This is a genomic window from Bradyrhizobium diversitatis (assembly GCF_016031635.1).
GTDB classification, from domain to species: domain Bacteria; phylum Pseudomonadota; class Alphaproteobacteria; order Rhizobiales; family Xanthobacteraceae; genus Bradyrhizobium; species Bradyrhizobium diversitatis.
Genome location: NZ_JACEGD010000011.1, coordinates 106,103 through 131,784 on the forward strand (window position 1 = coordinate 106,103; position 25,682 = coordinate 131,784).

Annotated in this window: 19 protein-coding genes and 1 pseudogene; 8 read left to right on the forward strand and 12 right to left on the reverse strand. The window is 63.2% G+C overall.

The window, feature by feature from the left end; genetic code table 11:
- Window positions 1-3: 3 nt before the first annotated feature.
- Both H1B27_RS12580 and H1B27_RS12585 read right to left on the reverse strand, forming a co-directional pair.
- Window positions 4-984, reverse strand: a complete 981-nt coding sequence (locus tag H1B27_RS12580; protein WP_197966449.1) for a DUF4424 domain-containing protein — start codon at window positions 982-984, stop codon at window positions 4-6.
- 98 nt (window positions 985-1,082) lie between these two features.
- Entirely contained in the window at window positions 1,083-1,364 is a 282-nt protein-coding gene (locus H1B27_RS12585) for a hypothetical protein (RefSeq protein WP_197966271.1), read from the reverse strand.
- Window positions 1,365-1,523: 159 nt separating this feature from the next.
- Here H1B27_RS12585 and H1B27_RS12590 point away from each other — a divergent pair, with 159 nt between their 5' ends.
- The 3 genes from H1B27_RS12590 to H1B27_RS12600 all read left to right on the forward strand — a co-directional run bounded on the left by H1B27_RS12590 (window position 1,524) and on the right by H1B27_RS12600 (window position 5,869).
- Window positions 1,524-3,257: an NHL repeat-containing protein gene (locus H1B27_RS12590; RefSeq protein WP_197966272.1), complete on the forward strand. Its 1,734-nt coding sequence runs from the start codon at window positions 1,524-1,526 to the stop codon at window positions 3,255-3,257.
- Window positions 3,258-3,397: 140 nt separating this feature from the next.
- Window positions 3,398-5,188, forward strand: a complete 1,791-nt coding sequence (locus tag H1B27_RS12595; protein ID WP_061881619.1) for a caspase family protein — start codon at window positions 3,398-3,400, stop codon at window positions 5,186-5,188.
- An 18-nt stretch (window positions 5,189-5,206) separates the two neighbouring features.
- On the forward strand, window positions 5,207-5,869 hold the full coding sequence (locus H1B27_RS12600) for a DUF4384 domain-containing protein (RefSeq protein WP_197966273.1): 663 nt from the start codon (window positions 5,207-5,209) through the stop codon (window positions 5,867-5,869).
- A 19-nt stretch (window positions 5,870-5,888) separates the two neighbouring features.
- Here H1B27_RS12600 and H1B27_RS12605 read toward each other — a convergent pair whose 3' ends face one another.
- The 4 genes from H1B27_RS12605 to H1B27_RS40995 all read right to left on the reverse strand — a co-directional run bounded on the left by H1B27_RS12605 (window position 5,889) and on the right by H1B27_RS40995 (window position 11,312).
- Entirely contained in the window at window positions 5,889-7,067 is a 1,179-nt protein-coding gene (locus tag H1B27_RS12605) for a hypothetical protein (RefSeq protein WP_061881621.1), read from the reverse strand.
- Between the two features lie 88 nt (window positions 7,068-7,155).
- Window positions 7,156-8,166, reverse strand: coding sequence for a hypothetical protein (locus tag H1B27_RS12610; RefSeq protein WP_197966274.1), 1,011 nt, complete (start codon window positions 8,164-8,166; stop codon window positions 7,156-7,158).
- Between the two features lie 138 nt (window positions 8,167-8,304).
- Window positions 8,305-10,188, reverse strand: a complete 1,884-nt coding sequence (locus H1B27_RS12615) for a caspase family protein (RefSeq protein ID WP_197966275.1) — start codon at window positions 10,186-10,188, stop codon at window positions 8,305-8,307.
- A gap of 410 nt (window positions 10,189-10,598) precedes the next feature.
- Entirely contained in the window at window positions 10,599-11,312 is a 714-nt protein-coding gene (locus H1B27_RS40995) for a methyltransferase family protein (RefSeq protein ID WP_082822142.1), read from the reverse strand.
- 187 nt (window positions 11,313-11,499) lie between these two features.
- On the opposite strand from H1B27_RS40995, the gene H1B27_RS12625 reads away from it, so the two are divergent.
- From H1B27_RS12625 to H1B27_RS12645, 5 genes are all read left to right on the forward strand, one after another.
- Entirely contained in the window at window positions 11,500-13,296 is a 1,797-nt protein-coding gene (locus H1B27_RS12625) for a caspase family protein (RefSeq protein WP_197966276.1), read from the forward strand.
- A gap of 21 nt (window positions 13,297-13,317) precedes the next feature.
- Window positions 13,318-13,878 (forward strand): hypothetical protein, encoded by a 561-nt coding sequence (locus H1B27_RS12630; protein WP_061881624.1) that lies wholly within the window; start codon window positions 13,318-13,320, stop codon window positions 13,876-13,878.
- 522 nt (window positions 13,879-14,400) lie between these two features.
- Window positions 14,401-15,432, forward strand: coding sequence for a TRAP transporter substrate-binding protein (locus H1B27_RS12635; RefSeq protein ID WP_197966277.1), 1,032 nt, complete (start codon window positions 14,401-14,403; stop codon window positions 15,430-15,432).
- A gap of 15 nt (window positions 15,433-15,447) precedes the next feature.
- A complete protein-coding gene (locus H1B27_RS12640) occupies window positions 15,448-17,337 on the forward strand; it encodes a TRAP transporter large permease (RefSeq protein ID WP_197966278.1) in 1,890 nt (629 codons plus the stop codon).
- A 21-nt stretch (window positions 17,338-17,358) separates the two neighbouring features.
- Window positions 17,359-19,020: an acyl-CoA synthetase gene (locus H1B27_RS12645; RefSeq protein ID WP_197966279.1), complete on the forward strand. Its 1,662-nt coding sequence runs from the start codon at window positions 17,359-17,361 to the stop codon at window positions 19,018-19,020.
- Window positions 19,021-19,079: 59 nt separating this feature from the next.
- Here H1B27_RS12645 and H1B27_RS12650 read toward each other — a convergent pair whose 3' ends face one another.
- The 6 genes and pseudogenes from H1B27_RS12650 to metG all read right to left on the reverse strand — a co-directional run bounded on the left by H1B27_RS12650 (window position 19,080) and on the right by metG (window position 25,659).
- Complete coding sequence (locus tag H1B27_RS12650; protein ID WP_061881628.1) at window positions 19,080-20,057, reverse strand: TRAP transporter substrate-binding protein; 978 nt, start codon at window positions 20,055-20,057, stop codon at window positions 19,080-19,082.
- 39 nt (window positions 20,058-20,096) lie between these two features.
- The gene (locus tag H1B27_RS12655; protein ID WP_197966280.1) at window positions 20,097-21,410 is read right to left on the reverse strand and encodes a TRAP transporter large permease; all 1,314 of its coding nucleotides are present in this window, start codon (window positions 21,408-21,410) and stop codon (window positions 20,097-20,099) included.
- 2 nt (window positions 21,411-21,412) lie between these two features.
- Window positions 21,413-22,006, reverse strand: coding sequence for a TRAP transporter small permease (locus H1B27_RS12660; protein WP_197966281.1), 594 nt, complete (start codon window positions 22,004-22,006; stop codon window positions 21,413-21,415).
- Between the two features lie 138 nt (window positions 22,007-22,144).
- A pseudogene (locus H1B27_RS12665) lies at window positions 22,145-22,855 on the reverse strand (MBL fold metallo-hydrolase); the annotation flags it as partial.
- A gap of 13 nt (window positions 22,856-22,868) precedes the next feature.
- Window positions 22,869-23,645: a TatD family hydrolase gene (locus H1B27_RS12670; protein WP_197966282.1), complete on the reverse strand. Its 777-nt coding sequence runs from the start codon at window positions 23,643-23,645 to the stop codon at window positions 22,869-22,871.
- Window positions 23,646-23,658: 13 nt separating this feature from the next.
- Entirely contained in the window at window positions 23,659-25,659 is a 2,001-nt protein-coding gene (metG, locus tag H1B27_RS12675; RefSeq protein WP_197966283.1) for a methionine--tRNA ligase, read from the reverse strand.
- Between the last annotated feature and the right edge of the window lie 23 nt (window positions 25,660-25,682).

Consider the following 25,682-nt stretch of genomic DNA (forward strand, 5'->3'; position numbering starts at 1 on the left):
CGCTCAGAATTTTCCGATCACCAGGATCTTCAGGTCGGTATCCGGCTTGAAATCGCTTGCCGTATATTCAAGCGTGTTTCCGGCCGGGGAGGCCTTGAGCCGGCCCTGGCAGAAGCTGACCATGCGGTCGCTGCCACCGGGGTCGATGGTCAGCTTGAACGCCCGGATCGGCCCGGCCCAATTCGCGCCGGTCTTGAGCACGTATGAAATGCGCCGCTCCTGCAGCTTGGCGGTGTTGACCGTGCCGTCGCCGGCGCGCTTGTCGAGCTCGGCAAGGAACCCGTCCGTGACGCAATACTCCTTCCGGTAACGCGCGACTTCCGGGCCGAGTGCGTTGCTGCGGCGCAGGCCCGGGCGCAGTATGGTGTCAGCGCTGGAGCCGACGCTCGGCCGATACTGGTGTTCGACGACAACGGTGCGCGAGGGCGGAAACACCTGCTGGCGCACGGCAGACGTCCTGGTGACCCAGCCTGGAGCATATTGCTGACGGCCGTTGTCGCTCATTCCGGCAGGCATCAATAACCCCTCGTCCACAAGTCGGGTTCGGGTTGCTGCCGGGAGGTCGGTCATGCGGATTTCGCGGTTGCCGATGGGCAACAGCGGCAGCTTGAACTGGCGGAGCAGTGCGCTGACATCCTTGTCGCCAATCATGGCGCGCTGATCAATCGTCAGCGGCGCTGGGCTGCCGTCGATCCTGGTCTCGAAGTCGACGAAGTTCACCGGGTCGTTCGACGGCAGCGCGATGTTATCGGCCTCCGACAGTTCGATGTCGGGCAGCGGAAAGGCCACAGTCAGCGTCACCGGCTTGTTGGTGACGTTGGCGAACTGATAGCGAACGATGATCCTGTCGAGTGCGATACGCAGGTCCTCGCTCTCCATGGCCACATCGCGGGTGCGAACGAACTGGAGCCCTCCGATCGACAATTCGGCGGCCGAGTCGTTGGCCCATGCCGGCCAGTTGGTCGAAACCAACAGGGCGACCATCAAGGCTCGGACCCGCAACGACGCGCGGGGCAGCGGTCCGTTCAGCATGCTCGTCTCCATACGGCGTCGCAACATGTGCCGGTCCGCCCGGCAATGAATCAGTCGAGGGCCTGGTAAAGATCGCCCCATTCGGGCTTCCAGACGCCGTCCGGATCGCACACCACGATCGCGAGCTTCACGTCATTGGCCAGCCGGATCGCGCCGCGAAAGGCGTCCTGGGCCGGCAATGGGGCGCTGACCTGGTCATTGGACAGCCGCCCGCCGCTGCTGGCAGCCGGCATCACGACCGCTCCGGTGGCGCCGTCAATGTCGCGTTTCAGGACCAGCGTAATGGCGTCGGGCTGGATCTCGTTGACCTGCTCAAATCTATTCTTGGCCATGGTTTTTGCACCGCAAGCTGAAGACATTCGGGCTATCACCGTCCGGTGATAGAATTGAACGCGATTGAGATTGCTCACCACTAATTGACGCGCCGCATCAACGGCATCTCGGATTAGTCGATCTGGCGCGACAATCGGTTCGGGCACATTGAGGCGAACATGTTTCGTCCAACGAGTTGGATCTGGGTCTTCATCGCCGGTGCGAGCATTTTCGCCACCGGGACGCACGCCGAGGACACCGTGGTGCGGAGCTTTTCGGGCGGCTCGGCTGCCTCCATGGTCGGCATCGTCCCGGCCGGCGAGGACGTGGAACTGGCAGGCCCCCAGGCGCTCAGTGCCGACGGGCAGGGCAACCTCTTCGTGCTCGATCAGGTCAACGGACGCATTCTCCAGTTCGATCCCAAGCAACCGAACTCCGATCCTGACGTCCTCAAGATGCCGAGGGATGTACAGCCGACCGACCTCGTCGTTCACAACGGCGACATCATGGTTTGGGACGGCGGCGTTCGCACGTTGAAGGCGGCGCCAGACCAGTCCACGCGCGGGCTCGGTGGCGACGAAATCCAACTCGAGGAAGTCTCGAGTCGCGGCACGGACGACCAGGTCGCCATCTCCGCCTTCGCCCAGATGGGATCGCAGCCACCCGGCAGTGCGACCGAGCTGCTCGACCAGAACACCCGCGCGGCCGTCGTCAAAACAGGCCGGCAGCCCGACCGGCAGTACGTCGCGTCCCGCAGCAAGGGCTCGGTCATCGCCGATATCATCCCGGACAAGGGCAATTCCAGCGTGCGCATCGAGATCCAGACCATGGTCACCAATGAGACCATTGGCGCGCTCGGCCTGCGCGTGCGTGACCAGCTCGGTACGGTCGAGTTCCTCGAGATCGACAATAGCGATCGCTTCTATGTGTTGGCCGAAGACATTCCGCCATCGGGAAAGAACGCATCCACGTTCGTCGTGCGCTATGCCGCCAACGGCCGGATCGAGGGAATCTATGAGTTGCCTCTCGAGAACACCCCGCTGACGAGGCGGTTCGTCACGATCTCGGGTGACGGCGACGTCTATTTCCTGCGAACCAAGCCAACCGGTGTCGATGTGGTTGGCGTCGGCTTCCGCCCCCTGCGCAACGCGTCGGTGATCGACGCTCGGCCGTCGCGGACGGCAACCGCGCAGCCTTCCAACAATAGCAAGTTCAATGCGACAGCGGCGGTGCGGCCGTCAAATCGCCAGCAGGCGATCGAGACCGCGTTTGCGTTCGAGGGTGTGCAGTGGAAGCTGACGCAGGCGAACTATGGCAACGATCCGGACAGCCAGTGCAGCGGATTCAACCGCATTCGCCGCCCATGGTACCTTCAAGGCAAGGTGAACCAGGAGGTGCGCGGCGTACCCTATTGCTGGGGCTGTCACGGCTCCCTCGCAAACTTCCGGCAGCGCATCGAGAGCGGCACGTTGGCCGGGAATGTCTGCACCCGCAACGCGCCGCGGCCGGATGTGGCGGGCGTCGACTGCTCGGCGTTCGTCAGCGCCACGTGGGGACTCTCCGTCCACTATACGACCGCCGCCATTCCCGCGATCGCCGCGCCCGTGGCGAACCCGTGGGAGTTGAAGCCCGGCGATGCACTCAACAAGCCCGGCTCCCATGTGATGTTGTTCCTGCGGTTCACGCCGGATCGCAAGGCGGAGGTGATGGAATCCTCGACCGGCGGCTGCAACGGACGCGTTTGCCGCAACATCTATCCGTTGGCGAGCCTGCTTGCGCGTGGCTACACTCCGGTTCGCTTCCGTGCCTTCGCCGACGACCAGACAACCGTTTCGGCTGACGCCTACCAGGACGCCGATGCGCCGACGGGCCGCAAATCGGCGGCTGCGAAAACCGCGACCAAGAGGCGCTGAACCATGTGTGTCACTGGCGCTACAGATGGATAGCGAATGCTGTTCGCACGCTGGACCCGGGACGTTCGGACGAGGTGTCGCCGCCACGTCCGACCGGCGCGGTTCGGGAACCGGCCTGCATGACATCGAGGTGGATCACGATGCGAAGGCCCAGAGGATTTAAGTATGGGATCTGGTGCGCTGCCGCCATCGCGCTTGCTGCGGTGATCGGTCTGCCGCTGCAGCGCGCCCAGGCAGCGGAAGCACTGGCGATCAGCAATCCGGATGGGGCGGCCGTGCGCGCGCTCGTGATCGGAATCGACGATTACCAGCACGTCCGCAAACTGAAGGGCGCAGTCGCTGACGCTGGAGATCTCGTGTCCAGCCTGAAGACGATGGGGGTTAGCGATGTCGTCGAGTTGACCAATGCCCAAGCGGACAGGGCGAGCGTCTTGCGTGAAATCAGTGCATTGGTGACGCGGACAAGGAATAACGACCTCGTCTTCCTGTCGATCGCCGGCCACGGCACCCAGGAGCCTGAGCGCGTCAAGGGCTCGGAGCCCGATGGGATGGAGAACGTGTTCCTGCTGCCCGGCTTCGAAACCACGTCGAAGGGGTCCGTCGAGCGCATTCTGGGGAGCGAGTTCAATCATTTCATCCGGCAGCTCGAGCTGCGCGGCGCGAAGGTGATCTTCGTTGCGGATACCTGCCATGGCGGCGGAATGGTGCGCGATATCGACCCGCGGGCTGCGGAGATGAGCTTCCGGCAGGTGCCGCGCTACACGTTGCTTGTCGATGAACTGAAACCGGTATCGGACAGCAACGGTCCGAAGTCCGAGCTCGATCTCGACCACACGGCGTTCCTCGCCGCTGTTGATCGCTACACCAAGGCGCCCGAAGTACGGATTCCCGGGATCGATGGGCTGCGCGGGGCTCTCAGCTACGCGGTGGCGCGGGCAGTGGAGGGCAGCGCGGACATCAATCGCGACGGCAAGGTGACGCTCAAGGAGCTCTTCGCCAATGTCCGGCAGGTGGTCTATCAGCTCTCGGACCAGCGCCAGAACATCGTGACGATATCGTCACCGGCGCAGGTGCCGGAGACCGCCGTCGCCTTCGAGCTGACGCGCGGCGTGGTGCTGATTCAGGGCCCGGCCGCGAGGACGGCCTCCAGTCAGGCTGCTGATGTACAGGCGGCTGCCCCGTCGGCGGCGACGACCAAGGCTCCGGCGCTGCCGACGCTGGCCGCTGCACCCAATACGGTTGCGCCCGTCGCCGCTCCGACTGGCGCAGCGCCGACCGTCGCTGCACCGGCGCCCCTCCGTCTCGCGGCACCGATCCGTCTGGCGGCGCTCGACGGCAAGATGAGCTATTTCGCCGGCGTGACGCCGAAGGACGCCACCGTGCAGACCGTTCAGCCGACGGACAATCCCGACCTGATCTGGGACCCGGTCTCTCATGACGTGATCGCCTGGGGCGATGTCGTCGCCTATGGGATGGACCTAGCCAATCTGCCGACGGTCGTGGATCGCACCGCAGCAATGCGCGAGCTCAAGCGAATGGCGACCCGATCGCCGCAGATCATGCGTATTTGGCCGGATGATCGACAGCAGCGCGCTGGTCAGACCATCGAAGTCGAACTGTCCGATGTGGCTTCAAGGGCATTGCTGCTGTTCAATGTATCCGGTGACGGCACCATCCAGATGTTGTACCCGGTCGGTACGGATGCGGCGGTGGCCAAATCGTCGAACTTGCGGCTGCCACTCCGGGTGGGTGAGCCGTTCGGTGCCGAGCAGATCGTTGCTGTAACCTCGCAGCGGCGCATGGTGGATCTCGAGACCGTCCTGATTCAGCTCAATCGGCGACGCGCCTCAGGGCACTTGATCAAGAACCTCGAGCGCTACCTGCCTGCGGACGCGCGGATCGCCTCGATCGGCTTTTTCAGCGCTCCCTGACATCTGTTTGGGGGAGCCATGTGGCGATCGGAGCTGATCCGCCGTAAACGACTATGCTTCGCATTTGCCCTGCTGCTGGCGGGAAGCGGGGCCGCGCCCGCGGCGCCGTTGCAGCCGGAATCTCTACATGCGAGCCTGCCGAGCGCACCATGGTTCTGGCGCATCCAGGCGACGCGCGGACAGACCGGCGCCGCACAGAGCAATGCTGCAAGTGTGTCCCTCGAGATCCTGCCCGGCCTGACCGTCGACGTTGGCGGCAAGGTGTCATTCGGCGTGACTGCGAAGAAGGCAGGCTATCTCATTCTGGTGGATGTCGATGCGGACGGACGGATGTCCCAGATCTTTCCGACTCCCGAATTGTTGGAGCAGTCGGACGGCCGCGACATCAATCTCGTCAAGCCCGGCGTGCAATTTGTTGTGCCGACCCCGGCAGGGCGGCAACGTGGCTTTGAATATGTCGTCGCACCGCCGACCGGCTCGGCCGTCATGGTTGCGATCCTGAGTGAACGGCGCGTGCAATTGCTCGATTTGCCGGATCTCCCGCGCAAACTGCAGGATCAAGCCGATACGTTGAGCTACCTGTCGGCGTGGACCAGGGAGCTGCGTGTGCCGGACGGCAGCAGTGGAAAACTGGTGCCGAGCAATTGGTCGTTCGACGTCAAATCCTATTCCATCAAGTGAGCCGTGGCTGTCGGCTGTCTCAGAATTTGAACCCGAGCGTGAGCGTGCCGGCTGCTTCCATCTTGCCGTCGGCCGAGCAGCTCCCGTTGAGCGCAATCTTGACACGCCCGAACTTCGCGATGTCGACGCTGACTCCAACGCGGGAAAAGTCGTTTGGCGAGCTCGGGATGATGAAATTGACGTTGTCGAGCGCCCAGAAGGGCAGTTTGCCCTGCAGGTTGGTCTTCCAGAGCAATTCGACGAAGATGTGCCGCAGCGCGTCAGGGTCGACGATGATGGTGCCTTTGCTGTCCGTGACCACGAAGCCCATCTCGTCGATATGGACATTGCAGATCCGGTTCGACACGGCACAGTGCACCGAGGTGAGATCCGGCAGGTTCGGTGAATCGCCAAACCGTCCGGAAGCCTTGGGATCCATCGCCGGTCCGGTACGCGGATCTGGTGTTGCGATCGGTCTTTCCTCCGGAAATGTCTGCCAGATTTGCCGAAAGCCGATGCCGTCGGTGGCCAGGAACGAGGCCATGCCGAAGAAATGACCGCGGCCGGATCTCTCTCCGCGAAAAAAGACATTGTTGCCGGCGGGATATTTCAGGTTCGTCAGCACATCGAGAAGACGCTTGTGATCCTTGGCGACGAAATTGATGCCATCGAGCACGAGCCGCCCAGCCTCCAGGTGCGAGCCGATGTGATCGTCGAGATCGATGCCGAGACCCTCCACCCGCCGGTGGATCTTCCTGAATACGTCGGTATCTCTCGCGGTGACCACCCGGGCCCGTCGCAGGGCGTCGAGACGTCGCTCCTCGTCTTTCTCCAGGATGTAAATCCGACAGAGCCCGGGCCGATCGATCGCAATGTCGAGATGCACGTGCGGAGCCTTACCGGTCTGCGTGAAGCCGACGCTCTTGACGCCGGCCTGCAGCCACGGATCGTAGCCCGGCATGTTGATCTGGTCGGAGCCTAGCCGCGGTGCCTTGCCGGCGGCGTCGAGCAATTGCCGCCAGTTGTCGCACATGAAATCGAAGCCAAGCGGATTCCAGTACGGCACGAGGTCGTGGATCTTGTAGAATCCGTAAAGCTGAATGCCGGCTTCGCGCAGCTTCAGCGCGACCTTGTTCATGTCCGCCCGCATCGCGGCGCGGTCCTGAGCCGAGTTGCCGGCTCTCGGCGCGGTGTTCGGATCGAAAGGTGGTTCCGTCATGTCGTGTCTCCTCGCATCATCACAGCCAAGGTTAAGCAGCGAGCCGGTGACAGGCGAATTCGTGCCCGTCGGGGAGGGGCCTTCGACGCTACAGCCTACTCAGGCGGCTGTAGAAACCGCCACGGGCAATCATGTAGTGAATGTCCTTCGGAAAGGGGAAAGCGCCGCGAACGTTGGCAATCGCCTGTTTGAGGAATTCTCCATTGCGCGACGCCGGCTTGTGGCCCAGTGGAGGTTTGTCGGCGACCTGCGGGATCATGAAGCGGTCGACGAAGGCCGGATCCAGATCATTGACCCTGACCATCTGCCCAAAGGCCGGAAATGCATCATAGTGACCCACGCTCACAGTGAGGTTTTTGAGAGCAGGGCGCTGTGACGGAGGGCGATTGCCGTCAAGCGTTGCGAGTCCGCGTCCGACCAGATCCAGCTTCACCGATTGCGAAAGGGTGGTCGGGCCATAGACAATTTCGAGCGCGCAGGTGCTCTGACCCGACAACCATTGGTACCAGAACGTGGCGTCGTCCGGTTGCGCTTTGGCGCCGTAGAGGCAATCAAATCCCCAGCAGGCCGACAGGTTCGGCTGATACTTTCCGAGGCTTCCGACCAGGTTGCGCATGCCGCTCCCGCCGCCGGAATGGCAGGCGATGACGAGCTTGCCGACCTGGAGCTGGGGTATGCTCCGGGTGCCGTTGCCGGTGCTGGCGACAGGCGCCACGAATTTGGCAAGAGCCCCGAGAATTTCGTCCAGATAGCGTTCGCCCCATTTGGCGGAAGCCAAATCCTTCACGCTGTAGTTTCCGGCAAAGGTGTCACCGACGGCATATTCGTAGCCCAGGAATGGCGCGACAAGCACGACATCCTTCCCCGAATCCCGGACTTGTTCGCGCAGACGCGCAGGATCGTTCCGGAACAGGTACTCATGATCCCTGACATAGAAACCGTGTAGCCAGACTACGACATCGAACTTGGTGGCGGCCGTTGCGTGCTTCGGCGGCAGATAGACCGCCGTCGGCCTCATGCCGGGCGCCTGCCGGGTCGTGAAGAGCGTCACACCCGGAAAGCTGCCGACATCTTTCTGCTCCAGCTCGCAGGTTGTCACTCAGATCACTCCTTCGGACACCTCTTTTGCGTGGCGCTAGAGCGTTTTCGAGCGAAGTGGACACCGGTTCGCGTCAAGAAAACGCGTCAAAACAAGAGCCTAGAGCCCCGTTCCGATTCCATCGGAACGGAAAAGGCTCTAGTTGCAGACCTCGACATTTCCAGTGTTGCCGCCGGGACCTCCACCGCCCCGGTATTCGAGGCGGCAGCCACGATTGACCTGACGGCAAATATGCTGGTCACAATAGATGCTGCCACTGCTTCCCTTGGCAGTCGCCTGTCGCCGTGGTGTGGGAGCCTCCGCAGCCGGCGCGAACCTCTCGCGGGCCGGGCGATCCGCGCGGGCAGGGCGCTCGCCCGTATTGCGGTTTGCAACAGGCTTCTTGCCGCGCCGCCTCTCGCATTCATTGTCGTCATTGAGGAACGAGCCCTCGGCGCAGGTGATCCTGCTGCACTGGTCGCCGTCAGCCTTGTAGCCGCGTTCACAGACCAGCGGACAGACCCGCGACGACTTGAGCTTGATTGCGTCAAGTGCGTCGAGACTCGCAAGCTTCGCGTCGAACTTGGTTCCCGCGTGGCGGTTGAAGAGCGAGAGCGAGCGCTGCGAAGCGGCATTCCATTCGCCATCGACGGCACCGGTGAAGCATCCGACGCGGCTCAATTCGCTCTGTACCGACCTGGCGAGATCGGCCTGAGGGATATCGGCCCTGGCCGGATCGGCCTGCTGCGGCCCGGCGCTCAGAGCGGCGACCTTCGTGTCTGTGTCACTCTGAGCGGCCACAGCAGCTGGAGGCGGACTCACCGTGGTGGAATTCTCGACGGCGGCCTTGTTCCGAGTGAGCGCGGTGCTGATCGATCCCTCGGATGTGGTCCGCTTCCGCTCGGCATCGGCCGCTTGCTGCTGCGCCGCCAGTTTTGTTCTTTCGGCCGCAATGCGGGCGTCCTCCGCAGCCTTCAGATCAGCGGCCGCCTTTTCCTGCTCTGCGCGCAGGGCGCCTTCGGAGGCAAGCCGGGCTTGCTGCTGTTGGGCCTGGCGCGCCTTTTCGGTTGCCGCAACCCGTGCCTCCTCTGCCTCGATCTGGTTGAGCTGAAGTTTGGCGAGGCTTGCGTAATATCCGTCTGGATGCTGGGTCAGGAATGCGCCCAGAGCGTCTTTATTGTTGAGCTGCAGCGCCAGTTCGTAGTCACGGCGAACCTCCGACTGGGGGTTGGCCACTGCGGGCGTGGGCTCTACGGCCTTTGGAGCAGGCACGAGCGCAACGTCCTCGCCGCCCAACGAGCCGTAGACGTAAGGCTCCTGCCGGTTGCCCGTGGCTTGCAGGACGTCGTCGCGGACGAACCCAAAGGCCCTGCGCAGGTCGAGGCCCGGCTTTGCGATATACTTGACCAGTGCGGCCGCGTACGGGCTGTTCTGGCTATTGCCGTCGAGCGCCGTCAACCCGGCCTTCGCGGCGAAGGCGATCAACGTATTGGAGACCGTTGGCTCGACCCTGGCGAGCCCGCGGCTGATCGATCGCGAGGCGACCGTTCGCCTCATCGTGTCGGCAAAAGGATTGTTGCGGCACGCGTCGACGATCACGACCCGTAGCTGCCTTGCAGGCTCGATCGCCAGCAAGACACGGTCGAGCGAGAACGCCTCGTCATAGATGTCCGTATCACGTTCAAGCCTGGCGTCGGTTGGGATCAGATAGTTCGTGCCATCGATCTCGATCCCGTGGCCTGCGTAGTAGACGAGTGCGATGTCGGCGTCGCGCGCCTGATCTGCAAAATCCCTCAGGGCTCGCTTCATGTCCGTCGCTGCGAGGTTGAGCCTCGAGTCGACCACGTCAAACCCTGCGGCTCTCAACGTCGCAGCGATGGCGCCGGCGTCGTTGGCCGGGTTGGGGAGCAGGGGAGCGTTTTGATATGTGGCATTGCCAAGCACCAGGGCCACGCGCTTTGTCGCGAAAGCCGGCTGAGCAATTAGGAACAGCGAGGCAACAAGAAGAAGAGCGTACAACTTGATCTGCGTGTAATTGCTCATGGCGCGACGTCCAACATCAGCCGAAGAATGGTAGCGTCAACGAAGTTGGCATGGCCGCGCAGAATGCTGACTAAACTCATAGATCCTGGCGACCGCCTGGCTCGTGCAGGGAACAGTCTCGAGCCCGCTCCATTCCTGATGTTGGTCGCGTATTCCAGTGAACGCGTTCAAGGGCCTCGGACGATTGTTGGGGGCCGGCGAGCGGTCCCGCCGGCGCTCTTCGCACTCCGGTTCCTTGAGGTAAATTGTTGATATGTCTACTTTTACTGATCTGTTTGATCGTTTGCCTGAAGCGCTGAAGACGGCCGAAAGTCGGTTCGGATCGAACTCCACCGGTTGCAGATCGAGCGGATGTGAAGCGTGGTGTCAGGCGTGCGGATCGATCGCCTTGGCGGGTGCCTGGCCCCGGCCTATCGGCCGATCGCCCGGCACGTGGGGATCAGAAAAGGAGTTGTCGTGCGGTAGGCGTCATATTCGGGAAATGCCCGCTTCAGGATCCGCTCTTCGTTGATCATCCGCCGGCATTGGATCGTCACGATCACGATGGCGATGAGGACCGCAAGCGGTGAGAGGACCTGGAGTGTTACGCCGACGAGGGCAATCCCCTCGCAGAGATAGAGAGGATGCCGGACGATCCGATAAGGCCCATCCGTCACAAGACGCCTGGCCTCCGCTTGAATGCTGAAGGATCTGCCGAGCCAGCGGAGCACCACGATGCAGAGCGAGGTACCCACCAAGACCAACGTCGAGGACACGGCCGACCAGACGGGGCCGAGTTCCGCCTTCGGAAGAAATGCGAGGACGATGCTCAAAAAAGTCCCCAGCAAGGCTGAGACCCGCGTCTCGATGCCCTGCGATTTCATGATCGGCACCAGCCGGGTGATGGTCGTCAGCGCGACGAGGCCGAGGAACAGGATGTTGGCAATTCTGGCCGCAAGCGAAAGCCAGTCGTGGATATTGTCCGGCGGAAGCAGGTGAGGGACGCTGGCAGCGCCCATAAAAGCAGACCCGCCATAGATGATCACGACAACTGCCCTGGCGGTCCAATCCAACAGGGCATTGCCCCCGCGCCCGGCAATCTCCTTCCGCGCTGTTCCCGCCTGATCGAGCTTCGCGTCAGTCACCGGGAGTGATCTCGCGTGTTAGAAACTTGCCTCATTAGACGGCAGGCTTGCGGTGAGGTCAATTGACCGGCCAGCCTGCGCAGTCGTGCCGCCCCTGTGGGTTCCACAACCGGATCATGAGATCGCATTGAACCGCTTCCGTCGTGACGACACAAATGATGGAAGAAGATCAAAAAGTAGTACTGCCATGCATTTGCACCGATCTGTGGCATTGCGCCGTACCCTGTTTCTTCTCGCTGCGCTGATTGTCTGTCAGCCGGCATGGGCCGCGAACCGTGTCGCGCTCGTCATCGGCAACTCGGCCTACAAGAACGCCGCAGCGCTTGCCAACCCAGCCAATGATGCTGCGATCGTTGAGGAGACGCTGAAGAGAGCGGGATTCAGCGTCGTCCAGACCCGCACGGATCTCCAGGCATCGGAGATGCGGCGTGCGCTGCGTGATTTTGCCGATGTGGCGCGCGACTCGGATGTCGCCGTCGTCTACTACGCGGGCCACGGGATCGAGCTCGAAGGTACGAACTACCTGATCCCCACGGATGCGACGCTCGAGCGCGACACAGATGTGTACGACGAGGCCTTTTCGCTCGAGCGAGTGCTGCTGGCGATCGAGCCGGCACGGCAGCTGCGGCTCGTGATCCTCGATGCTTGCCGCAACAATCCTTTCGCCGACAAGATGAGGCGGACGGTCGGCTCGCGGGCTGTTAGCCGGGGCCTCGCCAGGATCGAGCCGGCGACCTCGAATACGCTGGTTGCTTTCGCTGCCAAGGCTGGCTCGACGGCGTCCGACGGTGGCAGCAAGAACAGTCCCTATGCCTCGGCACTGGTGAAATATATCGCTACTCCGGGCATGGACCTGCGCAGGGTGTTCGGCTTCGTCCGCGACGACGTCATGAAGGCGACCGGCAACAAGCAGGAGCCCTATGTGTACGGTACGCTTGGTGGCGATGATGTGCCGCTCGTGCCGGCACCGGCCAAGGAAGCGGCCGCCGCAGCGCCTCAACCGGCCCCGCCGCCGCTGCCTGCAACTCCACCGGTCTCGGCGCGTGCCGAAATTCGGCACGATTACGAGCTCGCGCTGCAGATCGGCAACAAGGATGCGCTGAACTACTTCCTTGCCCAGTATCCGGACGGCTACTACGCAAATCTGGCCAAGCTGCAACTCGCCAAGATCGATGCGGAAGATAAGCGCGCCGCCGCAGCGGAAAAGGCGCGCCAGGCCGAGCAGGAGCAGGCGCGGCTCGTCAACCAGGGCGCCCAGCAGACACAACTGGCCAAAGCCGCCTCGGACTTGAAAGCAGCGCAGGACGCTCGTGCCGAGGCGGAGAAGGCCAGAGAAACCGCGCAACAATTGGCCGCGCAGGCCGAGCAGCGTCGCCGGGAAGCTGAAATAGCCGTCGGGAGAATTGGCGCTCAGGCTGGATCCGACCCATCGCAAGAGGCCCGCCCGAATTCGGATTCGAAAGTGGCCGCGCTGCCGGCTCCACAGACGTCGGCGCCGACACCGCCGTCCAAGGCCGAGCTTGCAAAATCGGTACAAGCCGAGTTGCGCCGGGTCGGTTGCTTCAGCGGACCGGCCGATGGCGACTGGGACGCGGCCTCACGGCGTTCGCTCGAGTTGTACAACAAGAATGCCGGCACCACGTTCGATGCCAAGGCTGCTAGCCCTGAGGCGCTCGACGCGATCAAGCTTAAATCGGCGCGGGTTTGCCCGATAGTTTGCGGATCCGGCCAGAAACGCGATGGAGATCGGTGCGCCAAGATCACCTGCGCCGCGGGCTACTTCCTGAATAATGACGATGAGTGCGAGAAGCGCAGGACCCGTCCGACACCATCCGTAAAGCTCGAGCGCAGGAGCAGGGACCCCGAAGAAGCTCCGGCACGGCCCGCAAGGCCGCCGAGGCCCGAGGCTAACGCGGGCGGAGGCAGCGGCGGAGGCGGTGGTGGTGGTGGCGGAATCGGCTTCATACCGTTCTTCCTGCCGTAAGATTGCTCGGTAGCCCGGCGCATGTCCATTCCGCTTAGACTTTACGTCACACCATTCGCCAACAGGGGCGTCCTCGAGCCTGCGCAATGGGACTGCGACACAGCGAAGAAGGCGCTCGATGTCGTCAATACGATCTGGTCGAAGGCGAAGATCGCCTTCGTGATCAGCGATTGCATCATGGAAAAACCGCTCGACATGGCGCCGAGCAGGCGCAGCAGCGATGAGGTCCTGCTGGGCGTTCTCGCATCCCGGCACGACCCGGACAATGCGATCCACATCTTCCTGGTCAATGCGATCGCAAGTCTGAACGCCGGCGGAGGTTCATACCCGAATGGCTCTCCCGAGCCCGCGAGCTTCGTCCAGTGGTATGGCAATGACCACGCCAATGGACGCGCCTGGGCGCACGAACTCGGCCATCTGATGGAGCTCGATCACGTCGAGATCGACTATTCCAACGAGAAGCAGGCGGCGCAGCGCGTCAAGAACCTCATGGTGAAGGGATTGAGCGCGGGAAGCGACTTGACCAGCCAGCAGATCAGAACGGCCAAGGGCTCAAAGCTCGTCAAGAGATTTGGCGGTTAGGCGCCATTGGAATTGACCAGGAGTCGCTCACGCAAGTGACTCTTCGACAAAGGGCGCGACGCACACCGCGCCAAGCTGCACTCGACCAATCGAATGGCGGACATTGGCTGAACGCGTCCAAGGCGATCATGGCCTACGGCTCGGTGCGGCCAGACTCAAGGGCGAGAAGGCTCAGCAGGCAGGAACCTTGCGCGGCTTATCTAGGATTCGCATAAGGTATATTATGGAATATACTTATCTACAATCAGATCAATTGTTTAGACGAAACTCCTGCTATCGCATCTTCACTTGATCGCGGTTTTTGGTCTGGGCCTCGACGTCGCCCGAGCTCTTGACGGCTACTGTGCATGGGGTTGTTTTTCAGATTTTGAAATCGGGCCTGCGTGCCGAAAGCCGATATTGCCGTGACGTTGTCCGGCTGCAATAAGCGAGGCCTCGCGAGATCGCAGATGACCTGAAGACCGACCGTCCGTATAGGTTTGCATCTCAGAACAACAACAAACCTTCCGAGGAAGCAGACCCATGGTCTTTTCGACGCGCTTTTCCCGACGCACGCTTCTCAAGGCCTCCGCCGCGACCGCGGTCCTGGGCGGCCTCAGTGCGCCCCATGTGGCCCGAGCCCAGAGCGCCGAGTTCACCTACAAATATGCCAACAACCTGCCCGACACCCATCCGATGAACGTACGCGCCAAGGAGATGGCTGCGGCGATCAAGAGCGAGACCGGCGGCAAGTTTGACCTCCAGATCTTCCCGAACAACCAGCTCGGGTCCGACACCGACATGCTGAGCCAGATCCGCTCCGGCGGCGTCGAGTTCTTCACGCTGTCAGGACTGATCCTGTCGACCCTGGTGCCGGCGGCGTCCATCAACGGCATCGGCTTCGCGTTCCCGGACTACGACACGGTCTGGAAGGCCATGGACGGCGACCTCGGCGCCCATGTCCGCGGCGAGATCAAGAAGGCCGGCCTCGAGGTCATGGACAGGATCTGGGACAACGGCTTCCGCCAGACCACGTCGTCGACCAAGCCGATCACCGGGCCGGACGACCTCAAGGGCTTCAAGATCCGCGTGCCGGTGTCGCCGCTGTGGACCTCGATGTTCAAGGCGTTCGATGCCGCGCCCGCCTCGATCAATTTCAGCGAGGTCTATTCGGCACTTCAGACCAAGATCGTCGAGGGCCAGGAGAACCCGCTCGCGATCATATCGACGGCAAAACTCTACGAGGTTCAGAAGTACTGCTCTCTGACCAACCACATGTGGGACGGCTTCTGGTTCCTGGCCAACCGCAGGGCCTGGGAAAAGCTGCCGCAGGACGTGCGCGCCATCGTCGCCAAGAACATCAACGCCGCGGCCGTGAAGGAGCGCGAGGACACCGCCAAGCTCAATGCCAGCCTGCAGCAGGAGCTCGCGGGCAAGGGCCTGACCTTCAACCAGCCGACTGTTGCGCCGTTCCGGGACAAGCTGCGCGCCGCCGGCTTCTATGCCGAGTGGAAAGGCAAATACGGCGACCAGGCCTGGGACCTCCTGGAGAAGGCCGTCGGCAAGCTGTCGTAACGCGTCGGGGCCGTCATGGCTCATATCGAGGTCGAGGTGACCGAAGTAACGGGCGAGGTGGCTGTGCAGTCCCCTCGCCGACCTTCATTTCTGGGCTCAACGGAACGCGTGCTCGGCCTCCTCGTCGAAGTCCCGGCGGCGATTCTCGTCGTCGCCGAAATCGTGATCCTGTTCGCCGGGGTGGTCGCGCGCTACGGCCTGCACCGGCCGCTGATCTGGTCCGACGAGCTCGCTTCGATCCTGTTCCTGTGGCTGGCCATGCTGGGCGCGGCGGTCGCCTTCCGCCGCTCCGAGCACATGCGCATGACCGCGGTCGTCGCGAGCACCAGGCCTGCGATGCGGGCCTATCTCGATCTGGTCGCAACCTGCGCGGCGCTGGCGTTCCTGGCGCTGATCGTCTGGCCGTCCTTCGACTATGCCTACGAAGAGAGCTACATAACCACCCCGGCGCTCCAGATCTCCAACATGTGGCGCGCCGCCGCGCTGCCGACCGGCATCGGCCTCATGGCGGCCTTTGCCTTGCTGCGGCTGCTGCGCGCGGCCGATTACCGGATGGTCGCAACTGCCTTCGTCACCGTTGCTGCCGCAATCGGCCTGTTCTGGCTGTCGGAGCCGCTCCTGCGGCAGCTCGGCAATCTCAACCTCGTCATATTCTTCGTCGGTGTTGCCGGCTTCTGCGTCTTTGCCGGTGTTCCCATTGCGTTCGGCTTTGGCCTGGCGATCTTTGGCTATCTCGCGCTCGCCACGCGCACGCCGGTCATGGTGCTGGTCGGGCGGATGGACGAGGGCATGAGCCACCTCATCCTGCTCTCGGTGCCGCTGTTCGTGTTCCTCGGCCTCCTGATCGAGATGACCGGCATGGCGCGGGCCATGGTGGCGTTCCTGGCGAGCCTGCTCGGCCATGTCAGGGGCGGCCTGCATTACGTGCTGGTCGGCGCGATGTATCTGGTCTCCGGCATTTCCGGGGCCAAGGCCGCCGACATGGCCGCCGTCGCGCCCGTGCTGTTTCCCGAGATGAAAGAGCGTGGTGCCAAGCCTGGCGACCTCGTCGCGCTTCTTGCGGCGACGGGCGCCCAGACCGAGACCATTCCGCCGAGCCTCGTGCTGATCACGATCGGCTCGGTCACCGGCGTCTCGATCGCCGCCCTGTTCACAGGCGGCCTGTTGCCCGGCGTCGTGCTCGCGGTCACGCTGTGCATGCTGGTGTGGTGGCGCTACCGCCGCGAAGACATGAGCCACATCCGCCGCGCGACGGCGTCCGAGATCGGCAGGACCTTCATCGTCGCCCTGCCCGCGCTCGCGCTGCCCTTCGTGATCCGCTACGCCGTCGTCGAGGGCATCGCGACCGCGACCGAGGTCTCCACCATCGGCATCGTCTATGGCGCCCTCGTCGGCCTCCTCGTCTACCGCCGCTTCGACTGGCGGCGGCTGTTTCCGATGCTGGTCGAGACGGCGGCGCTGTCGGGCGCGATCCTCTTGATCATCGGCACGGCGACCGGCATGGCCTGGGGCCTGACCCAATCCGGCTTCTCGCGATCGCTGGCGGCGGCCATGACGGGGCTGCCCGGCGGAGCGGCGACCTTCATTGCCGTCTCGATCCTCGCCTTCACCATCCTCGGCAGCGTGCTGGAGGGCATTCCGGCCATCGTGCTGTTCGGACCGCTGCTATTCCCGATTGCCCGCGCCGTCGGCGTGCACGAGGTGCACTATGCCATGGTGATCATTCTCGCCATGGGTATCGGGCTATTCGCCCCGCCGTTCGGCGTCGGCTATTATGCGGCCTGCGCCATTGGACGGGTCGATCCGGCCGAGGGAATCAGGCCGATCTGGGGCTATCTGCTGGCGCTGCTGGTGGGACTGATCATCGTCGCGATCTTCCCCTGGATCTCGATCGGATTTCTTTGACGCGATTTGAGGAGTGTGTCGATGAGTGAGCGGCAGAACGCGTACAATATCGGCCTCGACAAGACACCCGCCAACTATGTGCCGCTGAGCCCGCTGAGCTTCATCGCGCGCAGCGCCGCCGTCTATCCCGATCACGTCAGCACCGTCTATGAGGGCCGCAGCTTCACCTGGGCGCAGACCTATGAACGCTGCAGGCGATTTGCGTCGTGGCTGGCGGGCAAGGGCATCGGCGTCGGCGACACCGTTGCGGCGATGCTGCCGAACATTCCGGCGATGAACGAGGCGCATTTCGCCGTGCCCATGACCGGCGCGGTGCTCAACGCGCTCAACATCCGCCTCGATGCGCCTTCGATCGCGTTCCAGCTCGACCATGGCGGCGCCGGGATCATCCTGGTCGACCCCGAATTCTCCGGCGTGATCACCGATGCGCTGGCGCAGATGAAGGGCCCCAAGCCGCTCGTGGTCGACGTCGACGACGCATCGTTCAAGGACGGCACGCGCATCGGCGAGATCGAGTATGAGGCAGCCGTTGCGCAAGGCGATCCCGGCTTCGTGGCGGTCAGGCTGAGCGATGAATGGGACGCGATCGCGCTGAGCTACACCTCCGGCACGACCGGAAATCCCAAGGGCGTCGTGACCCATCATCGTGGCGCCTACCTCAATGCCGTCAGCAACATCCTCGCCGGCAATCTCGGCCAGCATCCGGTCTATCTCTGGACGCTGCCGATGTTCCACTGCAACGGCTGGTGCTTCCCCTGGACCATTGCGGCCGCCGCCGGCATCAATGTCTGCCTGCGCAAGGTCGAGCCAACGAAGATTTTCGAGCTGATCAAGCAGCACGGCGTCACCCACATGTGCGGCGCGCCGATCGTGTACAACACGCTGATCAACGCCCCCGATGCGCCCAAGGAAACGTCAACCGGCAATGCGGCCCGCCGCGTCGTCGGCCTGATCGCCGGCGCTGCGCCGCCGGTCGCGGTGCTGGAGGGCGCCGAAAGCATCGGCATCAAGCTGACACACGTGTACGGCCTGACCGAGGTCTACGGCCCCGCCTCCGTCTGCGCCGAACAGCGCGGCTGGGACGAGCTTCCGGCGGCCGAGCGGGCTCGGATGAAGCGCCGGCAGGGCGTGCCCTACCCGCTCGAGGAAGCCGTCACCGTCATCAACCCGCAGACCATGCAGGAGGTGCCGCGCGACGGCGAGACCATCGGCGAGGTCATGTTCCGCGGCAACATCGTGATGAAGGGCTATCTCAAGAACGAGAAGGCGACCAGAGAAGCGTTCGAAGGCGGCTGGTTTCACACCGGCGACCTCGGCGTGCTCGACGAGCATGGCTACGTCATCATCAAGGACCGCTCCAAGGACATCATCATTTCCGGCGGCGAGAACATCTCCTCCGTCGAGGTCGAGGACATCCTCTATAAGCACCCGGCCGTGCTGTTCGCGGCCGTGGTCGCCAAACCTGATCCGAAATGGGGTGAAGTGCCCTGCGCCTTCGTCGAACTGAAGGACGGCGCCAGCGCCAGCGAGGCCGACATCATCGCCTTCTGCCGTTCGCATATGAGCGGCTTCAAGACGCCGAAGGCGGTCGTGTTCGGACCCATCCCGAAGACCTCGACCGGCAAGATTCAGAAATTCCTGCTGCGCAACGAGGTCGGATCAGCGAAGGCGATCTCGGCCTGAACAGGGTCTGCAGAGCCTTCCGCCCGCGCGATCACGGCGGGCGGAAGCTCTCTCAGTCCTCACATCTTCCTGTAGGCGTCGACCACTGCCTGACCGTCGGCCCCAGCCTTCTTGAGCCAGTCGGCCGTGAGCTGTTCGCCAATCTTCTGGAAGCCGGCCTTGAGCGCCGGGCTCGGCGGCTCGACATTCATGCCTTTCGCCTTGAGCTGATCGAGATACCAGGTGCTCTTGTCCTGCCAGGCCTTCCAACCGCGGGTTTCCGCGGTCGCGGCGGCCTTGAGGATGGCCTCCTGGGTCGGCTTGTCGAGCGCCTCGAACGCGGCCTTGTTGACGAAGGTATAGTCCTTCGGAATCCAGGCCTGCACGTCATAGAAATATTTGAGCGACTCCCAGGCCTTCGAGTCGTAGCCGGTGCCGCCGGACGACATGAAGGAATTCACCACGCCCGTCGCCAGCGCCTGCGGCAATTCCGCCGCCTGGATCGTGACCGACTGCGCGCCGACCAATTCGCCGATCCGCGCGGTCCCGACATTATAGGCCCGCCACTTCAAGCCCTTCATGTCTTCGATCGTCGCGAGCGGCTTGTTGACATAGACGCCCTGGGGCGCCCAAGGCACGACGAACAGCAGCTTGAGACCCTGCGCATCGAGCTTCTTGACGATCGCGGACTTGGAGGCCTGGTACAGCTTCATCGCGTCCGGGAAGCTGGTCGCCAGGAACGGCACGACGTCGATGCCGAAGATCGGGTCCTCGTTCTCGTGAATCGACAGCAGCACCTCACCCATCTGCGCCTGCCCGGTCACCACCGCGCGCTTGATGTCGGGTGCCTTGAACAGCGAGGCGCCCGGATGAACCGTGATCTGGAGTTTGCCGGAGGTTGCGGCTTCGACATCCTTGGCGAAAGCGACCAGATTTTCGGAGTGCGGATTGTCCGCAGGATACGCTGCCGGCAGATTCCATTTGGTCTGGGCCAAGGCCGGTGTCGCAGCCATCACGACGCCGGCGATCAAGGATGCGCGGACTAAACGAGACATCATTGGACTTCTCCTCACAGTAAACTTGAAAACCGGATGCGGTCAGTCTGGGAAAGCGAGCTTGGGCAGAAACATCACGATCTGTGGATACTCAGTGATGATGAACACGGAAGCGAGCAGCAGGACGAAGAACGGAAAGGCTGCCCGCGCAACGGTGAACGTATCACGACCGCTCATGTTCTGGAGCACAAACAGATTGAATCCGACCGGCGGCGTGATCTGCGCCATTTCCACATGAATGATGAGATAGACGCCGAACCAGACCAGGTCGAGCCCGGCCTGCCTGACCATCGGCAGCACGATGACGGCGGTCAGAACGATCATCGAGATGCCGTCGATCAGGCATCCCAGGATGATGTACATGATGCTCAGATATAGCGCGAGCATGCTCGGCGTGAGCTGCTGCCCCTGGACCCAGGTGGCGAGCGCGGCCGGAATGCCCGTATAGGCCATCGCGGCCGTGGTGTAGGCCGCGCCTGCCAGGATCAGCATGATCATGCAGGTCAGGCGCGTCGCGCTCATGATGCTCTCGAGGAAGTTCTTCCGCGTCAGCGTGCCACTCCACCACGCCAGCAGCAGCGCGCCCGTGACGCCCCATGCCGCGCATTCCGTAGCTGTCGCGAAGCCCAGCACCAGCGAAAAGAAGACGGCCAGGATCAGGAGTAGGCAGGGTGCGAGCTTCGCCGATTCTTGAAGCTTCTGCCGGAATGGCATCGGCGGATCGCGCGGCGGGACCTTCTTGGGATTGAGCAGCGACCAGATGATGATGTAGCCCGAATAGAGCACCATCACGAGCACGCCCGGCAGGAACCCGCCGAGAAACACCTGAAGCACGGAGACGTTCGCCGTGACCGCGTAGACCACCATCGGGATCGAGGGCGGAATCAAGAGGCCGAGCGTGCCCGCGCCTGCGAGCGAACCGAGACTGAGGTTCTTGTCGTAGCCGCGCTTGTCCAACTCAGGCAGCGCGATCTTTCCAATCGTCGCGCAGGTCGCCGCCGAAGAGCCCGACACCGCCGCAAAGATGCCGCAGCCGATCACGTTGACATGGGTCAGGCGTCCCGGCAGCCACTGAACCCAGGGCGACAGCCCCCGGAACATCTCTTCCGACAATTTGGTGCGGAAGAGGATCTCGCCCATCCAGATGAACAGCGGCAGCGCGGCCAGCGTCCATGACGAGCTGGCGCTCCAGGTGGTGGTGGCGAGCACGGCGCCGAGCGGGAGGCTCGTCGTCAGCGCCATCGCCACGAAGCCGACAAGTCCAAGCGAGACCGCGATCCACACGCCGCTTCCCAGCAGCAGGATCATGACGCCGAGCAGAACGAACGACAGCTCGATCATACCGAGATTGGCCATGGTCAACCTCCGCCGCCCTGCGAGATGCGCTCGATGAATTCGTCCGGCGTCTCATCCGGCGAGCCCTTCTCGTAGCTTGGGCGGCCGCCGCCGACGACATTGACCATCTCATCGATGAGCGCGATCGACAGGATCGCAAGGCCGCCGGCAAAGCCGAGCTGCGGAATCCAGAGCGGCAGCGCGACGACGCCCTGCGCCACATCGTTGAAGCGCCAGGAATCGTAGGTCATCTGCACGGCATAGCGGGTGAAATAGAGGATGAAGGCGGTGGCGATACCGAGCGCCGTGATCTCGGCGATCTGCTTGGTCCGCCCGTGCAGACGCTCCAGCAGCAGGCCGACGCGGATCATCTCTCCGCGCTTGAAGGTGTGCGCGAGACCGAGGAAAGCCATCGCGGCCATGCACCAGGACGCGAAATCGTCGCCGGCGGGAATGTTGATCGCAAATTGGCGCCCGACCGACATGGCCATCATGATTGCGAAGATCGCGACCAGGAAGACGCCCGCGGCGTAGCCCGCGCCGAGATAAAGCAGGTCCAGAGCGCGTCGCACCGGTCCTTGAGCCGCCACATCGTCCTCTGCCAACGCGATCCCCATCCTCACACGAGGCGATTCGACCGACCGATTGCACTTGGGTAGTGCCGGTTCCGTTTGAATATCGCCCTGCCCAGCGCCTGTCTTTCAGACGTTAGATCAACATGATGGGGCAAACGCAAGCAAGGTCTATGCCGGCCGGCTCATGTTGGTGATGACCGCGCGCTTCGGCTTGAACCGCTCGATCCAGGACAGCGCGTCGTTGATGCTGAAATGGCTGACATGGCTGGTGTAGCGCAGGCCATCGACGATCCAGAGGTCAAGATTTTCCAGTGCGCCCCAGCTCTCGCGCGGGATGTCGTTGAGGTCGGGCGTGTAGGCGGCATCGCCGATGCGATAGCCGAGCGCGGGAATGTTGCCGTGCTGCACCAGGAAGGCTGTCATCGTCACGGCGCCGCCCTTACCCAGGATGGTCTGGCTCTCGCCCGCCTCGATCGAATGCCGAGTCAGGATCGGCGGGTAGTCGCTGCCCTCCGGCGAGATGAAGCAATAGGAGAATCGCGACAGGATGTCCTTGGCGGTCGACTGGTTGAAGTAGGTCGGGATACGACGGCGCATGTGCATGACGACTGAGCGTAGATCGTCCATGCCGTGGGTCTGGTCGGCGTGCTCGTGCGTCAGGAACACTGCGTCGATGTGATCGACATTGGTCGAGAGCAACTGCTCGCGCAGATCCGGCGAGGTGTCGATCACGATGCGTGTCGTGCCGTGCTCGGACGTCCGTTCGACCAGCAGCGAACAGCGGCGACGGCGGTTCTTTGGATTGTTGGGATCGCAGGCGCCCCAGCCGAGCGCCGGGCGCGGCACGCCGGCAGAGGAGCCGCAGCCCAGGATCGTCAGCGTCAACGTCATGTGGCCCCCAGTCTCAAGCTCTCACCTTCGAGAACAGGCGGAAGAAGTTTTCGCTTGTCTGGCGCGAGATCTCGTCAAACGACACGCCGCGTGTCTCGGCGAGCACTTTTGCCACCTCGACGACGTAGGCCGGCTCGTTGCGCTTGCCTCGAAACTTGCCGGGCGCAAGATAAGGCGAGTCCGTTTCAACCAGAATACGGTCCGATGGCAGCTCGGCCGCAAGCGCGCGCAAGGCTTCTGATTTCTTGAAGGTCAGGATTCCCGTGAAGCCGATATAGAGGCCGAGCGACACCGCCTTCAGTGCCAGTTCGCGTCCGCCCGTATAACAATGCAGCACGGCGCGAAACGATCCCTTTGCCACCTCGTCTTCCAGAATGCGTGCGCAGTCCTCGTCGGCTTCGCGGGTGTGGATCACCAGCGGCAGGCCGGTGGCGCGGGCGGCGGCGATGTGAGCGCGAAAGCCCCTCGCCTGCGCTTCCGGCGAGCCGTTGTCGTAGAAATAATCGAGCCCGGCTTCGCCGAGCGCGACGACTTTGGGATGCTGCGTCAGCGCGATCAACTCGTCCGGCGCGATGCCGTCCTCCTCGTCCGCGTTGTGCGGATGGGTGCCGACCGAGCAATAGACGTCGTCATAGCGTTCGGCGATCGCGAGCAGATCCTTCAGCCGGCGCACCCGCGTCGAGATTGTGACCATGCGCGTGATGCCGGCCGCCCGCGCCCGCGACACGATCCCGTCGAGATCTTCCGCAAAGTCCGGAAAATCCAAGTGGCAGTGGCTGTCGACCAGCATCACGCGAGCGCCTTCAGGCCGCCGGCTCGACGTAGCGCGGGAACGCCGGCGTCGGCGCGGGCAGCGTCGAACCGGGCGCGATGCGCCTGGCACCGCCGAGCATGGCAAAACCGCGCTCGGTCTCGGGGATGCCGAGGCTGTCGAGCAGCTTGGCTAAGGCGGTCGGCATCGCGGGCTGAGCCAGGATCGCGATCTGGCGCACGACTTCGGCGGTGACGTAGAGCACCGTCTTCTGCCGGGCAGGATCCGTCTTCGCGAGCGCCCACGGCGCCTCGCCCGCGAAATAGCGGTTGGCCTCCGCGACCACGGCCCAGACCGCGTTGAGCCATTGATGGATCTGCTGCGTCGCCATGGCCTCGCGCGACGCAGCGATCATGCCGTCGGCCATTGCCAGAATCGCCTTGTCGTTGTCGCTGAAGTCGCCGGGCTCGGGCAGCACGCCGCCGAACTGCTTGGCGATCATCGAGAGCGAGCGCTGCGCGAGGTTGCCGAGGTCGTTGGCGAGATCGGCATTGATGCGCGCCACGATGGCCTCGTGATTGTAGTTGCCGTCTTGGCCGAACGGCACCTCGCGCAGGAAGAAATAGCGCATCTGGTCGACGCCGTACTGGTCGGCGAGATTGAAGGGATCGACGACGTTGCCGACCGACTTCGACATCTTCTCGCCCCTGCTGAACAGGAAGCCGTGGGCATAGACCCGCCTCGGCAGCCGGATTCCGGCCGACAGGAGGAAGGCCGGCCAATACACCGCATGGAAGCGGATGATGTCCTTGCCGATGATGTGCACGTCCGCCGGCCAGTAGCGCCAGTTCCTGTCGCTCTCATCGGGAAAGCCGACGCCGGTGATGTAGTTGGTCAACGCGTCGACCCAGACATACATCACGTGTCCTTCGTCGCCGGGCACCTTCACGCCCCAATCGAAGGTGGTGCGCGAGATCGAGAGATCGCGCAAGCCGCCCCTGACGAAGCTCACCACCTCGTTCTTGCGGGAGTCCGGACCTATGAAATCAGGGTGGTCCGCGTAGAGCTTGAGCAGCCTGTCCTGGTACGCCGACAGGCGGAAGAAATAGCTCTTCTCCTCGACCCATTCGACCGGCGTACCCTGCGGGCCCAAGCGCACGCCGTCGTCGTTCACGCGCGTCTCATCCTCGGCGTAATAGGCCTCGTCACGGACCGAGTACCAGCCCGAATAGGTGTCGGCATAGATGTCGCCGTTCGCTTCCATGCGCCGCCAGATCTCCTGGCTGGAGCGGTGATGCTGCTCCTCGGTGGTGCGGATGAAGCGGTCGAACGACACGTTCAGACGCTCGTCCATCTCCTTGAAGCGGCCGGCATTGCGGGTCGCGAGCGCGGCGGCGGACATGCCCTCCCCGGCCGCGGTCTGAACCATTTTCTGACCGTGCTCGTCGGTGCCGGTCAGGAAGAACACATCCTTGCCGTCGAGCCGCGCAAAGCGCGCCAGCGCGTCGGTCGCGATCGCCTCATAGGCGTGACCGATATGCGGGCTGCCATTGGGATAGGCGATCGCGGTCGTGATGTAGAAGACGTTGTCGCGCGCGGGGGCGGTAACGGGCGCGGCAGTCACGGCAGGTGCAGCGACCGGCTTCGGCGCACGCGGGCTCTTGGGTTTCGATACCTTGGGCGTCACAGCCCTCGGCGGCGTGACGACAGGAGACGGCGCGGCGGTCACGGCAGGTGCAGCCGCCTTCTTCACAACCTTCTTCGCCGGAGCCTTTGCCGAAGCCTTGGCCGGCTTGTTGACAGCAGATTTCTTCGAAGCCTTCTTGGCGACGACCTGCCCCTTCGCGGCCTTTTTGCCGGCCTTCTTCGTCGTCTTTGCAGCGCTCTTCGTCACGCCCTTCCTGGCGGCGGCCTTCTTGGACTTCTTGGTCTTTTTGGCGGCTTTGGCCGCGCGCGCCTTCACGGCCTTCCCGGCGGCTTTCTTTACGGCCTTCTTGGCAGCCTTCTTCTTGCTGCTCTTGCCTTTGACGGTCTTCTTAGCTCGCGTTGCCACCACGAATTCCTTTACCGGCCTGT

What these genes read in the sequence shown, in the direction of transcription:
- H1B27_RS12645 (WP_197966279.1), top strand. Translation starts at nt 17,359, where the DNA reads ATGAGTGAGCGGCAGAACGCGTACAATATCGGCCTCGACAAGACACCC.
- H1B27_RS12650 (WP_061881628.1), bottom strand. Translation starts at nt 20,057, where the DNA reads ATGATGTCTCGTTTAGTCCGCGCATCCTTGATCGCCGGCGTCGTGATG.
- H1B27_RS12635 (WP_197966277.1), top strand. Translation starts at nt 14,401, where the DNA reads ATGGTCTTTTCGACGCGCTTTTCCCGACGCACGCTTCTCAAGGCCTCC.
- H1B27_RS12580 (WP_197966449.1), bottom strand. Translation starts at nt 984, where the DNA reads ATGGTCGCCCTGTTGGTTTCGACCAACTGGCCGGCATGGGCCAACGAC.
- H1B27_RS12585 (WP_197966271.1), bottom strand. Translation starts at nt 1,364, where the DNA reads ATGGCCAAGAATAGATTTGAGCAGGTCAACGAGATCCAGCCCGACGCC.
- H1B27_RS12655 (WP_197966280.1), bottom strand. Translation starts at nt 21,410, where the DNA reads ATGGCCAATCTCGGTATGATCGAGCTGTCGTTCGTTCTGCTCGGCGTC.
- H1B27_RS12670 (WP_197966282.1), bottom strand. Translation starts at nt 23,645, where the DNA reads ATGCTGGTCGACAGCCACTGCCACTTGGATTTTCCGGACTTTGCGGAA.
- H1B27_RS12640 (WP_197966278.1), top strand. Translation starts at nt 15,448, where the DNA reads ATGGCTCATATCGAGGTCGAGGTGACCGAAGTAACGGGCGAGGTGGCT.
- H1B27_RS12615 (WP_197966275.1), bottom strand. Translation starts at nt 10,188, where the DNA reads ATGAGCAATTACACGCAGATCAAGTTGTACGCTCTTCTTCTTGTTGCC.
- H1B27_RS12590 (WP_197966272.1), top strand. Translation starts at nt 1,524, where the DNA reads ATGTTTCGTCCAACGAGTTGGATCTGGGTCTTCATCGCCGGTGCGAGC.
- H1B27_RS12600 (WP_197966273.1), top strand. Translation starts at nt 5,207, where the DNA reads ATGTGGCGATCGGAGCTGATCCGCCGTAAACGACTATGCTTCGCATTT.
- H1B27_RS12595 (WP_061881619.1), top strand. Translation starts at nt 3,398, where the DNA reads ATGCGAAGGCCCAGAGGATTTAAGTATGGGATCTGGTGCGCTGCCGCC.
- H1B27_RS12630 (WP_061881624.1), top strand. Translation starts at nt 13,318, where the DNA reads ATGTCCATTCCGCTTAGACTTTACGTCACACCATTCGCCAACAGGGGC.
- H1B27_RS12660 (WP_197966281.1), bottom strand. Translation starts at nt 22,006, where the DNA reads ATGGGGATCGCGTTGGCAGAGGACGATGTGGCGGCTCAAGGACCGGTG.
- H1B27_RS12625 (WP_197966276.1), top strand. Translation starts at nt 11,500, where the DNA reads ATGCATTTGCACCGATCTGTGGCATTGCGCCGTACCCTGTTTCTTCTC.
- H1B27_RS12605 (WP_061881621.1), bottom strand. Translation starts at nt 7,067, where the DNA reads ATGACGGAACCACCTTTCGATCCGAACACCGCGCCGAGAGCCGGCAAC.